Genomic DNA, 19,834 nt, shown 5'->3' with positions numbered 1-19,834 from the left:
TCACCCTGAGCAGTGAAGTCGGTTAGCGGAAAAGACAGTAGGCCGGACGAGAGGATGGACTTCAGTTCTTGTGGATTCATTATTCGAACACCCTGTATGTAATGCGCTGCAGGAAAAGCGTCAGCCGTTGCTGACGTCATACGTCATCGTACAACATCAAATTAGAACGCTCAAGAACCTGAATGCCCGCTCTTTTTTAGAACCGCCGACGCCAGGCATCCAGCGCCCTGCAATATGTCACCGCCTGAGGTTTTCTTCAGGTTTCAAGGCACATAAAACAGGCACACTGCAACGCCTTCTTCCACTCCAAACAAATCGGTCAGCCATGTTATTTTTTTCCTTATTTCGGGGCTTTTTCTAGATTGCGAAAATAGATATATGTGTCATACCATGTCGTACAACAAAAGCGAGGGGCCACTAAAAATCCAGGGCCCTCCACAAAAGGCGGGTATTCCATGAGTTTCGAGAGTCATCGGGTCAAACAAATCTCCTCGTCCCCCAGCATGATTATTTCCATGCGTGCCAAAGAGTTAGCCAGCCAGGGCCGCGACATTGTTGACATGAGTCTTGGCGAACCTGACTTCGATACCCCCGTGCATATCATCGACGCGGCCTGCCAGGCCATGCGCGATGGACATACCCGCTACACCGCGCCACAAGGCACCCTGGCTCTGCGTCAAGCGATCACCCGTAAATTTCAGCGCGAAAACGGCCTGACCTACAGCGTCGATGAAATCACTGTCGGAAACGGCGCCAAGCAAGTGATCTTCAATACGTTCATGGCCACTCTGGAAGCCGGCGATGAGGTGATCATCCCGGCGCCGTACTGGGTTTCTTATTCCGATATCGTCACGCTTAACGGCGGCACCCCGCGGGTTGTGCCCTGCGGCATAGAGGTTGGCTTCAAGTTGAGTGTCCAAGCACTGCAGGCCCAACTGAACGACAAAACCCGCTGGCTGATCCTCAACACGCCGTCTAACCCGAGCGGCGCCATCTACTCCGAAGCCGAGCTGCAAGCCTTGGGGAACGCGTTGGAGGGTTACCCCAACGTGCTGGTGATGTCCGACGAAATCTACGAACACGTGTTGCTTGCTGACCAGCCTTTCGTCTCATTTGGTAACGCCTGCCCGCAATTGCGCGAGCGCACATTGCTGATCAATGGTGTGGCCAAAGCTTATGCCATGACAGGCTGGCGTATCGGTTACGCCGCGGGCCCGAAAGCGCTGATCGCTGCCGTCAGCAAAATCCAATCGCAAAGCACTTCAGGCGCGAGCGCCATCTCCCAGGAAGCGTCTCGCGCAGCCCTGGATGGCCCACAAGACTTCGTGACACGTAGCGCAAATGAATACGCTGAGCGAGGCCGCTTGCTGGTAGACGGCCTGAGCCAATGTGCAGGTTTGCGCATTGACGCGCCAGCGGGTGCGTTCTACGCGTTCCCCGAATGCAGCCAATTGCTGGGCCGCGTCACCCCTCAAGGGCAGGTCATCCGTGATGATGTTGAGCTGTCTGCCTATCTGCTCGATCAAGCAGGCGTCGCGGTCGTACCGGGCTTGGCGTTTGGCTTGCCGGGCTACTTCCGACTGTCGTTTGCGACCTCTCGCGATCAAATAACAAAAGCTGTTGCTCGTATCAACGAAGCCCTTTGCGCCTTGCGCTAAAGCCTTCGCCCTTTGCTGTGCCAAAGCTGCCATAACAAATAGTCGGAGATCCCCATGTTCGATCACAAGAAAAAGCTGCTTGCCCTTATTGTCGGTGCTTGTTTGTGCACCGCTGTTCAGGCTGAAGACCTCACCGGAACACTGAAAAAAATCAAGGAATCAGGCACCGTCACCCTTGGCTACCGTGACGCATCCTTGCCGTTTTCCTATCTGAACGACGACCAACAACCGATCGGCTACAGCGTCGAGCTGTGCAAAAAAATTGTTGATCAAATCAAGGTCAAAGTCGCAGAGCCCAACCTCAAGACCGAATACGTGTCTGTCGTTGCAGCCACCCGCACGCCACTCTTGATCAACGGCACCATCGATCTGGAATGCGGTGTGACCACCAACACCGTTGAGCGCCAGAAACAAATCGGCTTTCTCCTCACCAGCTATGTCGCCAGCGCCAAATACGCGGTCAAGAAATCTTCTGGGCTCACCAGCGTTGCCGACTTGAAAGGCAAGGCCGTGGTGGTGATTACCGGAGGCAGCGGCGAGTGGATTACCAAAGGCCTTGATCGGGATAAAAGCCTGGGCCTGAAGATCCTCAACGCCAAAGATGGTGGCGAAGCCTTCCTGATGCTGGAGACCGGTCGCGCAGCTGCATACATCAACGACGACGTGCAGTTGATGGCGACCATCGCTCAAAGCCGCACTCCGGATGCCTACACTTTGCTGCCCGACCCAATGTCGGCGGAGCCCTATGCCATTGGCATTCGCAAGAACGATCCGCAGTTCAAAACGTTCGCTGACGATGTCTTGAGAAATATCTACAGCACGGGAGCGATCGATCCCCTGTATCAGAAATGGTTCCAGCAACCCATCCCACCAAAAAATATCGTGATCAATCTGCCGATGAGTGAAGCCTTGAAAGAAGCCATCGCCCATCCGAACGACACCGGCGTCTGATTCCATCGCCTCAGACGCGTCCTGATTCCAGCCAGTCAACAGACAGGGAGAGGTTTGATTGGCCGGAACATGGGCGTGCTCCGGCCTATATTTCCTTTCAAAGGTTGGTGCTTCATGGATTACAACTGGAACTGGAGTATTTTTTGGGAGCACGCTCCCGGAGAGTCTTCGTCGTATCTGCATTGGCTGATTACCGGCACCAGCTGGACGTTGGCCACCACCCTGGTCGCGTTCATCCTGGCGTTTTTGATCGGTGGCCTGGTCGGCACGCTGCGCACCACCACACTGCGCCCGTTGGTGTGGCTGTGTAACCTCTACACCGAAGTGTTTCGCAACATTCCCTTGCTGGTGCAGATGTTCATCTGCTTCTTCGTGCTCCCGGAGTTACTGCCTGTTTCGGCGGGTGATTACCTCAAGCAAGATTTGCCCTACCCCTCGTTTTTCAGCGCTGTAGTCGCCCTGACCCTGTTCACCTCGGCCAAGCTGTCGGAGCTGTTCAAGGCAGGCATTGAGTCGGTCGCACATGGGCAACGTGGCGCAGCCTTGGCGCTGGGTCTAAGACCTACCCAGATGTACCTTCAAGTCCTGTTGCCGCAAGCGATCCGCGTGGTGTTCCCGCCGCTGACATCCGAAGCGCTGAACACCCTGAAGAACTCATCAGTAGCGCTGACGATCGGCTTGATGGAGCTGACCGCGCAAGCGCGAAACATCAGCGAATACTCGTTCAACACCTTCGAGGCATTCAGCGCGGCGACCCTGATTTATGTGGTCATTTCGCTGCTGGTGACCTTCGTCATGGGCCATATCGAACGTTCCCTGACCATTCGCGGCGCGACGAGGTAGTCATGTTTGATTTAGATCCGAGCGTTATTGTCCGGGCCATGCCCGCCCTGTGGAACGGCCTTAAATTCACCTTGCTGCTGACCTTTGTCGCCATGTCGGTGGGTATCGTCACGGGCACCCTGCTGGCGATCATGCGTCTATCGCACAACCGCGTCCTGCGTGGTTTTGCCTTGGGCTACGTCACAGTCATGCGCAGCATCCCACTGGTACTGGTGATTTTCTGGTTCTACTTTCTGATGCCCTTACTGCTGCAAATGGCCTTCGGCACTGAAAGACCGGTGCAGATCGGGCCGGTCGTCACTGCCTTCGTGACGTTCTGCATGTTTGAGGCGGCCTACTACAGCGAGATTATTCGCGGGGGTATTCAAAGCATCAGCCCCGGCCAGAAACAGGCCGCCGCAGCCCTTGGCCTGCGCCCGACGCAAGCGATGATCTACGTGATCCTGCCGCAAGCCCTGAGGCGCATGGCGCCGCTGTTGCTGACCCAGACCATCATCCTGTTTCAAGACACCTCACTGGTGTATGTGCTTTCCATCGCCGACTTCACGGGTGCCGCGAGCAAGTTCGCGCAGCGTGATGGACGCCTGGTCGAACTGTATCTGTTCGTCGCCCTGGTCTATCTGGTGATCTGTTACCTGCTGTCCAATCTGAGCAAACGCCTGAAATCAAACGTAGGGAAAACCGCATGATCCGGATGAACAACCTGAGCAAATGGTACGGCAACTTCCAAGTCCTGAAGAACTGCACCACTGAGCTTGCACGCGGTGAAGTCATGGTGGTGTGCGGCCCGTCCGGCTCAGGCAAGAGCACGTTGATTAAATGCGTCAACGGCCTGGAGCCTGTACAAAAGGGCGATATTTTCATCGAGAACCAGCCTGTCACCGGCAAAGGTGTCGACTTGCCGAAATTGCGGGCCCGGGTGGGCATGGTGTTCCAGCATTTCGAACTGTTCCCGCACCTGACCATTATCGACAACCTCAACCTTGCGCAAATCAAGGTACTGGGCCGTGATCGCCCCACCGCAACGAAAAAAGGCATGGCGCTGCTCGAACGCGTGGGGCTCAAGAGCCACGCCCACAAATACCCGATTCAGTTGTCGGGCGGTCAGCAGCAGCGAGTCGCTATCGCGCGGGCTCTGGCGATGGACCCCATCGCCATGCTGTTCGATGAGCCGACGTCGGCACTCGACCCGGAGATGGTCAACGAGGTCCTGGACGTCATGGTTGAGTTGGCCAGCGAGGGCATGACCATGATGTGTGTCACCCACGAAATGGGCTTCGCCCGCAAAGTGGCAGATCGCATCGTGTTCATGGACGGCGGCGAGATTATTGAAGACGTGAAATCCGAAGCGTTTTTCGGCGCTCCGCGCTCAGATCGGGCTCGCAGCTTTCTGTCCAAGATCTTGCAGCACTGATAAGCCCACAGTCGGCGCAATGGATGCCGGATGCGTTGAAAACATCCGGCATCCCACGTTATTCACACTCCGAGACGGCCTGCGTCGCCGCTTGCAGCGCATCGGCCAAATCACTGGCATTGCGGCTGGAGTAAATGCTCCCGCCGGTGTTTTCAGCGATGCAGTTGGACAGCGAGCTGTCGCCGATATTGACCACATTGACGTGCAAGCGCGGCTGCTCAATGGCGATGTTCTGCGCCACTTTGCACACGTTTTGATCGCAGCCATCGTCGCCGTCGACGAACATCACAATCACGGCATCCCGGTCACGGCCATCCACCTTGCGCGCGGCTTTTCTCAGGCTGGCCGCCAAAGGCGTGCCTTCGTTAGCGTGCAACCCTTGAATACCTGCAATCAGTTGTGGCCGCTGTGCCGCTGTGAACACGCCGTGATCCGGCTGTTGAAAGCACCCGGCGAAGGTCATCAGCCGCGTGTCGATGTTGGGGTGCAGGTTGTTGATCATCCGCGACAACGACGCCTTGGCCACATCAAGACGGGTGTTCGGGCTGAAGATTTTGACCGTACGCGGGTCGTCATCGTCCGGTGTCGGCCGCGTGCCGAAGTACCAGTCTTCATCGGCTTTGGTCGCGTTGATGTTGAGGTTCATGGAGCCCGACGTGTCCAGAATCACCACAAACTCAGGCGGCAACTCCTGATGGCTCGGCGCTTTGACGCGGCAGGCGTAGCTGCTTGAGTTCGACCACAGGTTCATCGGCGGCAATCGCCAATACCACAGCGCCCACAGCAACAGGCCCAACAGCAGCAGCCCGAGAAACAGCCACGGCCAACCGCGCCACAGCCGTCGCACCACAACGGGTCGCGTGCCAGCAGTGGGCGGTGTAACCGCAGCAGGCGCAGGCGCAGGCGGCTTTAGGCCCCAACGCACCACCACCGGGTCACCGTTGATGCTGTACAGGTTGTTGAGGTCCGGCGGGCCCATCAGCCCGCGCAAACTGGCCGCTTGCTCGGCCTCACCGCGCGCAACCAGCTCATCGGCCAACAAGCCCAGGCTGGCTTGGCGCTGGTGATAACGCGCCAGCAAGGCCGCCTGCTGAACCTCGCTCAAGTCATGAAAACGTGTGGGCTGGCCACCCAGCTCGCTCCACCACTCCAGCACTTGGCCGCTGCCGATCCGCGGAATCGCGTAAACGCTCGCCACCGACGGCGGGAAGTGCTTGAGGATCAGCGCGATTTTAGCTTCCAGCGCGCCTAGCCCCGTGGGGCTGGCGTGCTCATCCCGAGTAATGCGCTGCATCGTTTGGCTTCCTGAAAACAGTGTCGGCGGCACTGGGCCGCCGACGGTCTGGCCTGCAAGGCTTACTCGTAACCGAGGCTGAATTGCAGCTGGTTAACTTTCTTTTGCAGCGCATTGAGTTCCTGCTGCTTGGCTGCCACCTGCGCCGGATCCGAGGCTCTCACTGGTGCAACCTGCGCGGCCTTGAGCTGTTGCTCCAGACCTGCGATCTGCTGCTGTACCTGGGCTTTGTTGCCGGTACGGGCCTTGAGCGAGCCGAGCAACTTATTCAGCGACTGGTTCAAGGTCGCCTGAGCCTGTTGCTGCGCCTGCACGTTGGCCCGGGAGGCGGCTTGTTGCGCGGCAATGTCCGCGTAGACCTGATGGAACATCGCGTTTTCTTGCTGCGACTGGGCCAATGCGAGTTCGTTTTGCTGAATCTGCGCACGGTAGCCACCGCCGGCATCACAGTTCACCTTGGTGAACAGCCCTGCGTCGCGGTTGCCTGCATCACACTCACCCGGCTGGGTGGCACAACCGGACAACGCCAGCACAGCCCCCAACACCCCTATCAATCGTGCGTTCATGGTCTCAACCCAAGGTGATCGCGGAGCGCTGGCTGTACAAACCATCGACTTCTTTTTGCAGGCTGGCGACTTTCTCGTTCATCTTGGCGATGTTGGCGTCGATTTGCTGGAGCTCAGGGCCCGCACCCTGGCTGCGCTCGACTTTCATGGCCTCGTTGTAGCCGGTGACTTTGCCCTGCATGTTTTTAACTTCAAGACGCAGTTGCTCGATGTTGCTGTCGATGCTCGCAATCTGCTTTTGCGCCTGGGCCTTGTCGATTTTCTTGCTCGCCAGGTCGCGCTTGATCTGCTCAACCTGCGCCTTGTCATCGTCAATCACCTGCTGCGCAGTGGCGGTGCGCATCACGACTTTTTGCGTGTCCAACTGCACGTCGCTGTTGTACTTCTGCAAACGCTGGTTAGTGTCGGCGTATTCGCTACGACGCTGATCCACGTAGTAGTTAGCCCCCATCGCCACGCCACACGCCGCCACACCCGCCGCGATCATGCACACCGCCTTGTTGTTGGGGTTGCTCAGCACACAGGCCAGCACCGCGGCGCCCGCACCCATCGCACACGCCTGATAGCCCGACTTGCTAAAGAACTGGGCATCCGTGCCTTGGGTCAAACGCGGGTCCGGTGCCGGAGCCCCCATGCCCAGCGAGCTGCTGCCCGTGGACGCACAGCCGCTCAACAGCACGCCGGCTATGAGCACGAAAGACATCATGTATCGGGAAGAGGCCAGCAGGCTGCGAATCATCGTATTTCTCCTTGTTGAAGCATGTAGTGGGCTTAGGGGGTGACCGACTTGCAGCTCTTCAACCAGGCGTCAGTGTCGATCTTCTGCTTCTGCAGGTAGGTCTTCTGATTGGCCCAGTGCGTGCGCAAATAAGGTTTGAGTTCTTGCAGTTGTTTGTTCTGGCTGATGATTTCTTCCATCACCGGCACTTGCGCCTCCAGCAGCGGCTGGCCGTACAAGGATGCTGACTCCACCAGACTGCTGGCGTAGTAACGGCTGAGCTTGTGCAGACGGTCCTTCTGCTCATCGAGCTTGCCCTTGCGCATGTCGCAGCTCGGGTCCTTGTCTTCGGACTCGCAGTTGAGGGTGAAATTTTTCTGCAGGAAGTCCAGGTACTGGCCGTCATCGAGCATCTTGGTACACAGGAAAGCACCCAGGTTGAGGCTCGCGCGAATCGCCTGATCGCGGGTTTCTTCCTGTTGCTGGTTGCTGGCGCGCAACTGGTTTTCCAGGGTTTGCAGCTTCTCTTTGAGGGCCTTGTCTTCAACCCCTTGGGCCAGCGTGTTGAGCTCTTGCACGGTGCCTTTGTCGCCTTCCTGGGCGCCGCTGCCGAGCTTTTTCCAGCTCTGTTCGATGCTGCCCACCCGCTCGCGCGAAGTCAGGGTCGGGGACACCATCACCAGTCGCAGGCCGGTGGATTTGTTTTTCACCTGGCCGTCCGCGTTGTAGTACGGCTCTTCCTTGCGCAACGACGTGCGCAAGTCGGCTTGCGGGGTCAGGTAGTTGCCGCCGCGCACCACATAACCGCCTGCCTGGCCGTGCTGGCGGTCCAGTTTGTTCAAGCGAAAAGGCTCAAACATCATCTCGTCGGCGTTACCGAGCATGTCGTGCAGGCCCAGCGGATTCGGCTTTTGCAGGCCGCTCAGCTGCAGTTTGCCGTTCGACGACTGGGCGCCACCGAACCACTCATAGGCGTTCAAACCTTCTGGCATTGGATAGCGTGTGTCACTGAATTCAGCCGCGCCCACTTCCAGCCCGCCACGGGCGGCGAACTCCCATTCGGTTTCGGTTGGCAGGCGCAGAAAGCCCTGCGCACCGTCTTCCTTGGGCAATTTGGCAGCCGCGTTTTTGCGCAGCCACAGGTTGTACTTGTCGCCCGCCTCGATGGCCTGCACCCAACTGATCGCCACCTGTGGCAAGCGCAGTTTGTTCGACGGCGTGGGGCAGGTTTCGTCAGTCAGCGCCTGATACTGCAACTGGCTCATCTCGTACTTGGCCATCAGGTAGTAACGCGACTTGTCGCCCTTGGCGCCCGTGAAGCTACCGGCGATAAAGGTCGGGCGCTTCTGCTCGACATAGCCCCACTCAGCGCTGTCCTGGCCGATGTTGATCGGGTAGTCATCCAGCGGCCCGGTGACGGGGATGAACACCTTGCGAAACACCATCGCGCCATCGCACGGCATCGGCAGCACCACGTCATTGGCGTCAGGCGCCGGGTTGTAATACTTCTCGTCCCAGCTCGCCGCCGACGCGTTGAGCCAATAACCAAAGCTCAGGGAAGTGAGCAACAGCACACGTTTATAGCTCACGCAAACTCTCCGCAGGTTGGATGCTGATGGCCCGCAGTGCGCCGATCACGGCGACCAGTGCGGCAACCAACAAGGCGATCAGCAAGGCCGCCAGCCCGTGCCAGATCGTGATATGACAGACAAAAGTGCCGGTGGCCTGGCTGCTGCCCAGCAGGTGATCAAACAGCAGGCTACCCACGCCATAAAACCCCAGGCCGCCGATATAGCCCACCAGGCTCAAGAGCATGGCCTGGACGATGACAAAACCGGCCACGGCCGGGCTGCTGAAGCCCAACAGGCGCAGCACCGCGAGGCTTTTGCGCTTACGGTCGATGTTGGCCAGAAACGCGCCGACCATCGAAGCAATGCAGCCGATCAAGGCCGCCCCGGCAATCACGCCGAAAATCAGCCCCAGCACATGATTGATGGCTTTAACGTTGTCGATCTCCGCCAGACGGCTAGAGGTTTCGATGTTCTGCAGGTTCAGCCAGCGCTCCAGCGGCGCCACGCTGTCAATGTCGCGGGCATATACGCGGGCACGGGCATACCGCGGCTTGAGGTCGACCTGCGGCTTGCCGCTGTCCAGGCCAAACGCGGGCACTTGATAACCATCGCGAAAGCGCTCCAGCTCTAACAGCAACGGCGGTGCGACAAACCCGGCAGCGCGGCCAAAACGGGCCGCATCGAGTACCGCCACCACCACCAAATTCAACTCCCCGCGCTCGTTAATGCCGTCCAGACGACGTGGCGCGCGCAAGCGCACACTGTCCCCGACCGTGGCCTGCAAGCGTTGCGCAGCGCGGGCGCTGAGGATCACTTGGTTGCCACTCAGGCGGCTTTGCGCCAGGTTCAACAGCGGATCGTGGGCGTCCGTGGGGATGATTTCGGCGTTTTCGACAAAGCGTTGCAGACCCATCAACAAATCGGCCTGAGTGTTCAGCGAGCGGGTTTGCCCAATGGCAAAACCGACCTCGGGCTGCTGGCGCAAACCCTCGATCCAGGCAGTGTCATAGTTGCCGCTGCTGAGCATTTTCACTTCAAGGTTGCGCGGGTCGCTGAGCAGTTCGTCTTGCAACTGGCTGACCACCCCGTGCTTGAGCCCGAACAGCAGCAACAGCGGGGCGATTACCGCCACCAGCGACGCGGCGATGCAAAACGACACCTTGCGGTCATGCCAGAGGTCTTCGACCGCCAGCGAACCGAGCAGGCCGAGGCGGTTAATCCATGGCTTCAAAGCGTGTTTCTCCCTGACGACTGATCGCCCCCAGTCGCGGTAAACCAAAGTCGCGCACCAGCGCCCAGTCATGGGACACCACCAATGCGCTCAAGCCCAATTCGTTGACCAGACTCAGCAGCAACTCAAACAAGCGCCGGGCACTGTGCGGGTCGAGCGATGCCGTGGGCTCATCGGCCAGCAACAATTGCGGTTCATGGGCGATCGCCCGCACACAGGCCACGCGCTGGCGCTCGCCGATCGACAAGGCCTGCGGTAACTTGCCCAGCAACCCCGTGAGGCGCAGCGCCTCTACGGCGCGGTCTACCTGCTCGCTGGCGGCGGACATCCCGAGCAAACGCCGGGGCAAACTGATGTTGTCACGCACGCTCAAAAACGGCAGCAGGCCACCACTTTGCAAAATGAAACCCAAGTGCCGCGAACGCACCTCTGAAAGGCGAGGCTGGTCGTCGCTGGCCACTAGCTGGGCAACATCCAGCGGCGCGGCGTGGGGGTCATGGCGGCCTGGACCAAGGCTGAAATGTCGCAACTCAACAGGTTGCAACAACAGGCCGATGGCTTCGAGCAAGGTGCTTTTGCCACAACCGCTCTCGCCGGTAATGGCCAGGATCTCTCCCGCTTTCACCTGCAACGCGGGCAAACGCACGCTGTGCGCCTGAGCGCCGCTGCCACGGCGCACGAGCATGTCCTGGATATCGAGCATGGCCGCCTCGTTAAGGCATCATTTCCAGCGGCACCGGGTACACGTTGTCCCGCGCATCGCTGTCGTTGGCCAAGGGCACCCAACGGTCCACGTCAGCGTTGTAACGCTGGTAGTGGCGCAGCTTGGTGCTCAGGTTGCGAATGAATTTCTCTTGCGCCAGGCCGTCCCAACTCTTCCAGGTTTCTTCGTCCAGATTGAGCACTTCGCTTTGGTACGGCAGGTCTTCGAGGTACTCACCGAGCACACCCATTTGCGCCAGCTTGGCGTTGCCGTTCTGCTTCAACTGATTAGGATCGGCGCCCATCGTTGCGGCCACCGAGCGCAGGCGATCAAACATTTCGGTCGGCGAGATCAGGCCTTCGTTGGCGGCATCCAGAATCTGCTTCATCACGTCACTCAAATCACTGAGTTGCGACTTGGTCAGCAACACCCGCACATCCGTGGTCGGGATGTTTTGCTTGATCAGGTCGCGGTCAGTGATCCATGCCTGAAACACCGGCGGCGCCTGGCTGTTGGTTTTTTCGCCCAGGTACGCCAACTGCATGGCATGGCCGATCAAGGCGGCGTCATCAAGCATTTTTTGCTGGGCCGGGTCTTTGGACGTCACGTCCTGCTTGGCGTTCAGCGCGCTGCCAATGGCGTCTTCACCCATATAGGCGGCTTTGACCTGCGAAGTAATCGCGCTCGCCAGGGCGTCTACTTTTTGACCAAAGGCCTGCACGTCACCGGCGTTGACCGGGTAGTACAGCGAGGTGTTGGTGCCTGGATAGGTCGAAAGGTTCTGGTACTGGGCTTCAGCCTTGGCGTGGTCCTTGATCCCGGCCGGGGTCTTCAAGTGCAGGGTGTAAATCGCCACGCCAGGGTTGGCCGCTTCAAGCCGCACCTGGTCGGCGCTCATGCCGGTGGCGCTGAGTTTGTCATCACCGTCCAGCGCACTCGCGTCGGTGATCAGCACCACGTAACGGGCGCCAAATTGCGACCAGTCGACTTTATCGATGCTGTGCATGACCCCCGCGTAGGCGTCTTCATCGAAACTCTTGCTTGAGACTTTGGCCTGCTTGAGATCCGCCACCTTGGCCAGGAAGTCTTCGCTGCCGGTAACCTTGTTCGGGTCGGCGTACATTTTGCTCACGTATTCCAGGCCCGGCACGGCCTTGGTGTTGGAGCGAAATGCGACCAGACCGAACTTGACCTGATTGCCCAGGTTCTCGCTTTCGATCTGTTTGTAGACCTTGCGAATTGCTTCGCGGGTGCGCTCGATGTAGGGGTCCATGGAGATCGTGGAGTCGATCACGAACACCACCGCGGCGCTGAACTCCTTCAACTGACCGGCCTTGGCCGCGCCCGCATCAGGCGTTGCGCCAGCGCCCGACTGCAGAGCTTTGTCGTCCGCCTTGCTCACCGACGCGACGTTGAGCAGGCGCGTGCGAAAGCCTTCTTCGGTCATCACTTCTTCACCGCTAAGCACCGGCAGCAGGTAAAACTGCTTGTGCAGGTCGACAAAGTATTCCGGCTCCTGGGCCAAAACGCCGGGCGCCAACGAGCCTTGCTTGAGTTTGGCCCGCAGTGGCGCGACCTTGCTCACCGGGTCTGGCGCATCAAGGATGGCTTCCAGGGTGGCGCGGTCTTTGAAAAACATCAGCCGGTCGCGGTTCGCCGGGTTGGTGAAGGCCAACGTGAGCTGCATTTTCCAATCAGTGGTGCAGGCTGCGGGCAGCCAGCCCACCGTTTTGCCGAAGCTGTCCGGGCCGACCTTGAGCCACTCGGCATTCGCCGCCTGGGCGCGCTCGTACACGTAAAAACGACTGAACGTCGGCTGCGCGGCGCCCGGAGCACCGCCAGCGCTGCTGCTGAGTGTGCAACCCGGCGTGGTTAACACGCGCTGAAACAGGGTTTTCTTGCCTTCCTGAATCAACGGCTTGTCGTCCGCGAGGGCCAGCGAACTGCCCATGCACAACGCCAGCAAGGTGCTGGCAGCCAATGCAAAACGGTTCACGGCTTCAACTCCTCATAACGCGCCTTGGCTTCAGCATTCTCAGGCTCGTGGCTGAGGATGGTTTCGTACCAGTACGCAGCCGTCGCCTTGTCAGGTTCAGTGAAACATTGGCTGGCCTGATGAAATTTCGGGTCGTACTCATGGGCATAGGCGGTCGCAATTTGCATGTCCCCGGCTTGCGCACGGTTGGCGTACAGGCGCTGGGCTATGCCGCAATGGTTATTGGCCTTGGCGACGTTGATGATTTCCAGCAACTCGGCGCTGCCCGGCGACTTTTTGATGCAGGTCTGAACAAAGGTCAGCTCGGGCAATGTGCTCATGCTTTCCAGCGTGCAGGCTACAGCGCCCGGCGGTGGGGGAGGCGTTGGGACTGAGGTTGCCACGGTGTCAGTGGCCGAGTTCTTCAGCCAGAAAAAGACCCCTGCGGCGATAATTGCCAGCAGGGCGATGATCAACGGGATCAGCCAGGCCTTCTTTTTGCCCGCTGCCGCAGGCTTTGCCGCAGCCGGGGCTGGCTCAACGCGCACGGGTTCAACCACCGCCGCCACCGGCTCGATCACCGGCTCCGGGGCAGGGGCAGGAGCTGGCTCAGGCGCGGGTTCGGCAACCACCACCGGCGGTGCTTCAACTGGCGCGGCAGGCACAGGCACGCTGCCCACCACATCCGCCAGAATGATGCCTTTCCATACCGGCGGCGCAGCCTTTTCATCGCCTGCGGCTCTGGAGGTCACGTCGCGGCCGGGCAGCACCACGCCGTGATCCTTGGTCCCGGTCGCGGGCTCGTTGAGCACGAAGCTGAACGTGGTGTCGACGCTGCCTTCCAGCAGCGTGTCAACGATTTGCGGGCCCACCAGTACTTCCAGACTCTTGCCATCGGCGGCTAGCGGGAACTCCGGTACCTGAAACCAGAAGGGGTTGTTGCTCCACTTCTGACCTTCATGCAGATAGTGGTCATCGCTGTTGCGCTGAAGGGTGAACTCCAACTGCTGCTGCGACCCCTTCCAACCTTTGATCACCAGACGGGCGTAGCCGTGGGCGTGTGGCTCTAAAGCGAGCAAATTGACTCGAATCGGCATTGCTTAAATCGCCTTGTAGGCTTTGAGCACGAGGCCCAGCCGTTCATTTTGTTCAGGGGTTATTTCACTGCCCGCGCCATGCCCGGCATTCGCTTCGGTCATGGCGGCCAGGGCCGACATCCAGTCCGTGAGGAAGGTCATGGCGGGCATGCCCACTTGTTCGGGCAGCGTCGGCAGGTAGTGTTCAGGCTCAGACTCGTGCGACACCTGTGCCGGGGCGGCGTTGACCGGCGCGTAGAAACCAAACACCGGGTTGCCATGGCGGGCGCGGCTGGCAGGGCGCTCCGTGACCGGTTGGGTGAAATAACCAAACCAGGACACAAAGTCGCGCAACACCATCTGCACTTCGAGCACTTGGCGTTCGACCAGTCTTTCGCGGCGTGCGTTAGTTTCTGAACACTTGGCGACAGCAGCGCTCAGTTGCTCCAGCACCTGGGCGCGATAGGCCCCCACGATCACTTCCGCGACCACGGCATCCATCAGCTTTTTGTCGAAGCCCAGCAGCGCCAGCAAGCCGGTGTTGCTGCTCAAGTGGCGCAAGTGCGAGATCCACATATTGAACGCAGCACGGGCGAAGCGTTGGGCACTGTTTTGCGGGCCCTGGGGCTTGGCCAATGGCGCATCGGCCTTCACGGCCTTGCCGCTGACCGGTGCATCGTCGTAGCCGTCATCAAACGCCCAACCACTGCTGACCGGCGTAACGGGTACCGCGTCTGGCTCTACCTCGGCCGGGGCGACGAGCGCCTCGTTGTCGTATTCACCGCTGAGGTACAGCTCGCGCACGGCGGCCACCGGCAGTTGCAGATGGCTGATGAAATCTCCCAGCTTCTGGCCGCGCAGGCGCAGGCCCGAATAGATCATTTGCGCTTGGGCACGCTTGGCTTCAATGGCCCCGTCACCGTCGGGCATGTACCATTCGGACACGCCTTGGGTGGTGAACGAGGTCAGCAATTCTTCGAGCCTTTCACGCTGGCGCTGGAGTTTGAAGTCCAGGCTGGCAACCGCCTTGATGCCCGAGATGATGCGGCTCATGCCACCGTCCCCGCCCAACACCGCTTGCCAGGCTTGGGCAGGTTGGCTGAAGTGCTGTTTGACGGATGGCGCTTCTTCAAACGCGCTGCCGATGTCATCCAGCACCGGCTGATATTCAGGCAGGATGCCGGTTTCGAGCCGGTTGCTGTCGTAAGCCACACAGACAAAATCTTCGTGGGGTTTGCGCACCAGGTAGGTGTTGTTGAATGGTATGCCATCGGCCCAGTCATTGAGCCAGTCATGACGGCCAAAGCGCTCGGTCATCGCAGACTGGATCATCCCGCCCCAGCTGTCTGGACGAAGCCCCGGTGCCATCTTGACCATGGCATTGATCCGCAGGTCGAGCATGGTCATGGCCCAGATCAAACCGCTGCTGCGGGTGGCACGCTCCTTGGGGGTCGCGCCTTGGGTGTTTTCAATCCAGCGGGTCAGAACCGGGCCGATTTCGTTGATTTCGATGCCTTTGTTCGAGTTGGTGCACAGCACCAGGGCGTTCATTTCCTGGTTGTCGGTGTAACGCTCGAACAAGTACGCCACTTTGCCGCGCAAGATAAGCTGCGACACCGGGTTGTCGCCTTCGCTCAACGCCGGATCACTGATCTTGGAAAAGTCGGTCAGTGACATGCGCCCGCGATAGCCGGGGAAGTCGAGCAGATCGACCTCATTCACAATCGGGTCTTTGGGGGTTTCAACCAGCCGAAAGGTCATCTCCGAGGTCAACGCCGCCAAGTGCGACACCAGCACACTGCGCGGTGTTTGCAGTTGCCCGTTGAGCAACGCACGCACGTCGATCGGATGGTCTTTGGCGGTGCCGAAGCGAGCCAGAATATCAACGCTCATGATGCTGTCGCTCTGCACTTCACGACCCTTGTCATCAAGGCGGAACAACGCGTGCAGCGGTGCGAACACAGTCGCAGGCAACCCCAACTGGTGCAAGCTGCCGGCCAGCGAGGTGTAAACGTCTTTGAGCGCGGGCTCATTACCCCACAACAGCGAAAACAGCTGCGTGCGCTCTGGCACCGTGAGTCGCGGCGCGAGCTTGAGCACGCGCGGCCAATAGCCGTGGTCGAGCAGGCTGACGGCGTTGGCAAAACTGGTTTTGAAGTAGTCCCACAGCGAGACCACATCGTCGGCGCTGAGGCCCGGCAGTACGGGGCCGTTTTCACGCCCTTCGAAGGGCTTCAATGCCGCCTGGATCACCTCATCGGTGATGCGAAACGTGACCCGCGACTGATCAAAGTCCTTGAACCAGGAGTTACCCAGAATCTTGATCAGGTCGACTTCGCCCAACAGCTTGAGTTCGACTGGGTATTGATCGTCATCCGAGGCCTTGGCGTGCCGACTGAAGCGCGTCACCAGACCCGTGGCTTCCTTGCCCACACCGGCCGGGTTGACGTGCTTAAGGAAGTCAACACGGCGTCCGCCCATCAGGGTTTCCAGGCGCTCGTTCTGGCCGGCGGCCAGCGACAGGATCAAGTACGACTTGCCCGCTTGCGAGATGCCAAAAAAGCCGAGGGTCATCGGCCGGGTGGCAGCACGCTCATGGTTCGCCGCCTCATTGCGCACGCGGTGCAGGTCATAGCTCAAATCATCGGCCTGACCGTCCAGGCTCGGCGCTGTCGGGCGGGTTTGCTCAATCCACTCCAGGGCCTTGGCCGCACCGGCATGAACGGCTGCCCAACGCGCAGACAGGGCTTTTTGTTCTGGGGTCAGTTCGTTCATGAGTGCTTCACTGTTCCGCTGTCGAGCCAATAGGTGTTGTCCCCCAGACTCGACACCAGCAGGGTGTTGAGCTGCAGGTGTACGTCATTTTTGTCCAGGCGCTCTGCTGTGTTGGAGGTCACGCTGCGCACCTCCAACTGGTCACTGACCAGCCCGGCGTTGGCCGTTTCCGGGTTCTTCGCGACCTTGAAGCGCACGCTGGCCACCGCGCCGCTGCCATCACGGGTGCCGGTGGCCATTTTGCGTTTGCCTTCATCGGTGAAGTTCAAGCTGTACAGCGGCGAGGCCGCCCAGCGCTCAACACTCAACTGACGGAAGCCCAGGCGGATGGCCGAAGGCATGGCCAGGGCCGGTGTCACCGCTTGTTCTTCTTCGCTGTCCCCGGCCAGCTGGATGCAGCCACGCTCGGTGCGGATATCGCGGAACAGCACGTCGCGGTCGCGGATGCTGTTTTCCAGGTCGATGACCCCGATGTGCTTGATGGTCGAGTAAGGCACCAGCTTGTCAGCACGGAAGTAGAAGCCGTGAACACTGTGGTTGGCGCACAAAAGACAGAGCATTGCGCCGACCGCTGCGGTGCTTTTCGGGTCGTCGATCAGGCCGTTTTTGTGGAACGGGTACCAGCCGCCCGTGCGGTAGCTCTGCATCGGTACGATGCGCCCCGGCACCAGCGGCAGGTTCTGCCGGATAAACGCCTGCACGCCGGGCAGGCGCGAAGGCCGGCCAGTCAGCAGCAGAACGTCGCACGGGTAGTGCGCGATCACTTCACACAGCGCGCTGAGCGGTTTGCCAATATTCACGCCGTCATTGAGGAACATGTCGTGAATGGCGCGCAGGTTGAAGGTGATTTTGGTGTCCAGCAGGTCGAACACTTCGCCGCCGGTGTCACGGCGCACCGCGCCACTGACGTAGTTCAGCACGCTGAGGTTGATGTCGCTTTCGGTCAGCAACTGGCGGTAGGTGTAGGTCTCGGGCGCAGCCGGTGCCAGCGGGTCGAATTGCTCGTAGGCCCTGAGCAGCGCCAGCCCCAGCGGGGTGAGCACTTGCAGGTTGAGCTGCTGGCGCAGCACCTCGTTTTGCGTGCTGATGGTTTCGCTGCCGCACAAGCGTGACAGCAACGAGTCCGGCGACTCGACCTTGGCCTCGCGAAAGCCTTGCTCCAGGCTCGGCAGCACGACGCGGTGAATCATGTCCAAGAGGATGTCATCGCCCGCGATCTTGAAGCTGTCGCGGAACAGTTGCTTGGGCACGATGTGCACGTTCATGCCGTGCACCGCACGGGCACCCGGATCGATTCGGTACTCGGTAATCACCAGGTCCGTGGTACCGCCACCAATATCAATGCTGGCCACGGTAATGCGATCGCGGTCGGCTTTGTCAGGGCGGGCCAGGGTGGCAAAAAACTCTTCCGGGTGACCGGCAAAGTTCTCGGCAATTTCGGTGTAGAGGTACACCAGTTGCCCGCACGAGGCCTCATCCCAATCAATGTTGATGAGCGGCAGCGGGGTGGTCGGGGGCTCCGTTTGATCGGTGTACGGATCCTCGTCACTGTTGTGCCAGCCCATGCTTTTCCAGACCAGGCCGATGGCTTGCGACATACGCTTGCCCAAGATGCTGCGTTCAGCCTGCGGCATGCCGGGCGGCACGGTCAGGGTGATGCTGTTGAGATGGCGCGGGATGCCGGTTTTGCCTTGGCGCGCACGCTGGGCCGGGCTGTTGATCTGTGCCAGCGCCTGGGTCAAGACCTCGGCCAGCATGAACGTCATCAGCGAGCTGCGCGAATAGAGCGCCTTGAACACCGGCATTTGATCGTCTTCGGGAAGGCTGTACAGCGCCTCGCCGAGGTTGTTGATCAGGTGCGAAAACGGGGCAGCCGTCGCAGGTGGCTCGCTGTCATTTTTGATGTAGGCGTTGTTGAAGCGCCAACCATGATCGTAGGCGTTTTCATCCCACAGGTAGCGCTTGGGGCTGGACAGCCCGGTTGAGCCTTCGGTGCCACGGCGCAGGCTGGCCAGGCGCCCGGCTTCATTACCGACTCGGGCAATGGTCGGCCATTGGAACGCATCGTGGCGCCCGCTTTTGCTCGAACAATGATCTTTGCCAAACGAAGTCTTGGAGAATTCGACACGGCTTTCGAACGGTTGGTTGTAGACATGCTCCGGGGCCAGCAGGTCGCGCAACTCCAGCACGTAGTTATTTTTGAGGCCCATGCGGTCCACGCCCTGGTTCTCAATCAAGATCCCGCAGGTACGCGAGTTGCCGACGTCCAGAATCAGGTCGACCGGTATCGGTTTGGTCTGGCTCTTTGCCCCGTTGGCGATCACCGTCAACTCTGGCATCACAATCACCGGCTGCGCCGGGTTCGGCCCGATTTGCTCGACCCGCTCAAGCAGGCTCAGCAGGTTGAGGTAATGCGCTTGCGGGTGTTTTTCATCTTCCTGGTCTTGCAGCAGATCGCGGTCGACCCGAACGCTGGCGTCGCGGAACGCTTCCAGCAGCCACTCCTTGACCCACGGCAAGTCCTGGAACCAGCGCATTTGCGCCAGTTTGGAGGCGACACGGAACGACACCCCGGAGCTGACGTCTTCTTCATTGGGCGCCAGGTAAGCCATACCCTCTTTTTTGACGATCACACGCGTGTCGAGGGCCAGCGTCAGGCGGTGCGTGTTGCCATCGATGTCCGGCTCCGCCAGCTTGACGAAGCGCATGCGCGCCCAGTTGCTCGGGCCTTGATCAAAGGTGTAAGGCGGCATGTAGCGGAAGAACGGCAAGGGCAGCCAAAGCCCGTCCAGCAGAGCGAGGCTCTTGCTGATCGGCAGCCAAAAGTCCGGCTCGGCCTTTTGCCGTTTCTCGTGGTCAATTTCGTAGAAGTACGACTCGTCGGTGTGCACCTGCAAACGGCACAACACGTCGCCATCGATCAACGTAAAGGCGCCATTGGGGGACGTTATCTGGTCCTGACGGAAGGCGAAATCCATGAACTGGATGCCCGTATCACTGACCAGTTTTACGACGTCTTCAAACTGGGTAACTTCTGGCAACATGTCGAAATCTTCCCG

Annotated in this window: 15 protein-coding genes; 5 read left to right on the top strand and 10 right to left on the bottom strand. The window is 59.6% G+C overall.

All coding sequences use genetic code 11. From position 1 onward, the window contains the following. Window positions 1-455 precede the first annotated feature (455 nt). The 5 genes from ACIQYF_RS19965 (at window position 456) to ACIQYF_RS19945 (ending at window position 4,866) form a co-directional block, all read left to right on the top strand. Window positions 456-1,658: a pyridoxal phosphate-dependent aminotransferase gene (locus tag ACIQYF_RS19965; protein WP_402865265.1), complete on the top strand. Its 1,203-nt coding sequence runs from the start codon at window positions 456-458 to the stop codon at window positions 1,656-1,658. A gap of 54 nt (window positions 1,659-1,712) precedes the next feature. Further along, window positions 1,713-2,609, top strand: coding sequence for an amino acid ABC transporter substrate-binding protein (locus ACIQYF_RS19960; protein WP_402865263.1), 897 nt, complete (start codon window positions 1,713-1,715; stop codon window positions 2,607-2,609). A 114-nt stretch (window positions 2,610-2,723) separates the two neighbouring features. Continuing rightward, window positions 2,724-3,452, top strand: a complete 729-nt coding sequence (locus ACIQYF_RS19955) for an amino acid ABC transporter permease (protein ID WP_402865261.1) — start codon at window positions 2,724-2,726, stop codon at window positions 3,450-3,452. A gap of 2 nt (window positions 3,453-3,454) precedes the next feature. Continuing rightward, on the top strand, window positions 3,455-4,141 hold the full coding sequence (locus ACIQYF_RS19950; RefSeq protein WP_402865259.1) for an amino acid ABC transporter permease: 687 nt from the start codon (window positions 3,455-3,457) through the stop codon (window positions 4,139-4,141). Further along, entirely contained in the window at window positions 4,138-4,866 is a 729-nt protein-coding gene (locus tag ACIQYF_RS19945; protein WP_402865257.1) for an amino acid ABC transporter ATP-binding protein, read from the top strand. Before ACIQYF_RS19950 ends, ACIQYF_RS19945 begins: the two co-directional genes overlap by 4 nt. A 58-nt stretch (window positions 4,867-4,924) precedes the next feature. On the opposite strand, the gene ACIQYF_RS19940 is transcribed toward ACIQYF_RS19945, so the two are convergent. The 10 genes from ACIQYF_RS19940 to ACIQYF_RS19895 all read right to left on the bottom strand — a co-directional run bounded on the left by ACIQYF_RS19940 (window position 4,925) and on the right by ACIQYF_RS19895 (window position 19,819). Beyond that, window positions 4,925-6,160 (bottom strand): hypothetical protein, encoded by a 1,236-nt coding sequence (locus ACIQYF_RS19940; protein ID WP_402865255.1) that lies wholly within the window; start codon window positions 6,158-6,160, stop codon window positions 4,925-4,927. 62 nt (window positions 6,161-6,222) lie between these two features. Then, entirely contained in the window at window positions 6,223-6,726 is a 504-nt protein-coding gene (locus tag ACIQYF_RS19935) for a hypothetical protein (protein ID WP_402865253.1), read from the bottom strand. Between the two features lie 4 nt (window positions 6,727-6,730). After that, window positions 6,731-7,465, bottom strand: coding sequence for a hypothetical protein (locus ACIQYF_RS19930; protein ID WP_402865251.1), 735 nt, complete (start codon window positions 7,463-7,465; stop codon window positions 6,731-6,733). Between the two features lie 32 nt (window positions 7,466-7,497). Then, complete coding sequence (locus ACIQYF_RS19925) at window positions 7,498-9,033, bottom strand: formylglycine-generating enzyme family protein (protein WP_402865249.1); 1,536 nt, start codon at window positions 9,031-9,033, stop codon at window positions 7,498-7,500. Then, entirely contained in the window at window positions 9,023-10,246 is a 1,224-nt protein-coding gene (locus ACIQYF_RS19920) for an ABC transporter permease (RefSeq protein WP_402865247.1), read from the bottom strand. The genes ACIQYF_RS19925 and ACIQYF_RS19920 overlap by 11 nt, the downstream gene beginning before the upstream one ends. Further along, a complete protein-coding gene (locus ACIQYF_RS19915) occupies window positions 10,230-10,949 on the bottom strand; it encodes an ABC transporter ATP-binding protein (protein WP_402865245.1) in 720 nt (239 codons plus the stop codon). Before ACIQYF_RS19915 ends, ACIQYF_RS19920 begins: the two co-directional genes overlap by 17 nt. Window positions 10,950-10,959: 10 nt before the next feature. Then, the gene (locus ACIQYF_RS19910) at window positions 10,960-12,900 is read right to left on the bottom strand and encodes a vWA domain-containing protein (protein WP_402865267.1); all 1,941 of its coding nucleotides are present in this window, start codon (window positions 12,898-12,900) and stop codon (window positions 10,960-10,962) included. Between the two features lie 41 nt (window positions 12,901-12,941). Next, a complete protein-coding gene (locus ACIQYF_RS19905; protein WP_402865243.1) occupies window positions 12,942-14,021 on the bottom strand; it encodes a hypothetical protein in 1,080 nt (359 codons plus the stop codon). 3 nt (window positions 14,022-14,024) lie between these two features. Continuing rightward, window positions 14,025-16,775: a virulence factor SrfC family protein gene (locus ACIQYF_RS19900; RefSeq protein ID WP_402865241.1), complete on the bottom strand. Its 2,751-nt coding sequence runs from the start codon at window positions 16,773-16,775 to the stop codon at window positions 14,025-14,027. Further along, a complete protein-coding gene (locus ACIQYF_RS19895; RefSeq protein WP_402865239.1) occupies window positions 16,772-19,819 on the bottom strand; it encodes a virulence factor SrfB in 3,048 nt (1,015 codons plus the stop codon). The genes ACIQYF_RS19900 and ACIQYF_RS19895 overlap by 4 nt, the downstream gene beginning before the upstream one ends. Between the last annotated feature and the right edge of the window lie 15 nt (window positions 19,820-19,834).

Source organism: Pseudomonas sp. NPDC096917, assembly GCF_044762555.1.
GTDB lineage: Bacteria > Pseudomonadota > Gammaproteobacteria > Pseudomonadales > Pseudomonadaceae > Aquipseudomonas.
This window is presented reverse-complemented; position numbering and strand designations above follow the sequence as displayed.

What these genes read in the sequence shown, in the direction of transcription:
- ACIQYF_RS19965 (WP_402865265.1), top strand. Translation starts at nt 456, where the DNA reads ATGAGTTTCGAGAGTCATCGGGTCAAACAAATCTCCTCGTCCCCCAGC.
- ACIQYF_RS19960 (WP_402865263.1), top strand. Translation starts at nt 1,713, where the DNA reads ATGTTCGATCACAAGAAAAAGCTGCTTGCCCTTATTGTCGGTGCTTGT.
- ACIQYF_RS19955 (WP_402865261.1), top strand. Translation starts at nt 2,724, where the DNA reads ATGGATTACAACTGGAACTGGAGTATTTTTTGGGAGCACGCTCCCGGA.
- ACIQYF_RS19950 (WP_402865259.1), top strand. Translation starts at nt 3,455, where the DNA reads ATGTTTGATTTAGATCCGAGCGTTATTGTCCGGGCCATGCCCGCCCTG.
- ACIQYF_RS19945 (WP_402865257.1), top strand. Translation starts at nt 4,138, where the DNA reads ATGATCCGGATGAACAACCTGAGCAAATGGTACGGCAACTTCCAAGTC.
- ACIQYF_RS19940 (WP_402865255.1), bottom strand. Translation starts at nt 6,160, where the DNA reads ATGCAGCGCATTACTCGGGATGAGCACGCCAGCCCCACGGGGCTAGGC.
- ACIQYF_RS19935 (WP_402865253.1), bottom strand. Translation starts at nt 6,726, where the DNA reads ATGAACGCACGATTGATAGGGGTGTTGGGGGCTGTGCTGGCGTTGTCC.
- ACIQYF_RS19930 (WP_402865251.1), bottom strand. Translation starts at nt 7,465, where the DNA reads ATGATTCGCAGCCTGCTGGCCTCTTCCCGATACATGATGTCTTTCGTG.
- ACIQYF_RS19915 (WP_402865245.1), bottom strand. Translation starts at nt 10,949, where the DNA reads ATGCTCGATATCCAGGACATGCTCGTGCGCCGTGGCAGCGGCGCTCAG.
- ACIQYF_RS19910 (WP_402865267.1), bottom strand. Translation starts at nt 12,900, where the DNA reads ATGGGCAGTTCGCTGGCCCTCGCGGACGACAAGCCGTTGATTCAGGAA.
- ACIQYF_RS19905 (WP_402865243.1), bottom strand. Translation starts at nt 14,021, where the DNA reads ATGCCGATTCGAGTCAATTTGCTCGCTTTAGAGCCACACGCCCACGGC.
- ACIQYF_RS19900 (WP_402865241.1), bottom strand. Translation starts at nt 16,775, where the DNA reads ATGAACGAACTGACCCCAGAACAAAAAGCCCTGTCTGCGCGTTGGGCA.
- ACIQYF_RS19895 (WP_402865239.1), bottom strand. Translation starts at nt 19,819, where the DNA reads ATGTTGCCAGAAGTTACCCAGTTTGAAGACGTCGTAAAACTGGTCAGT.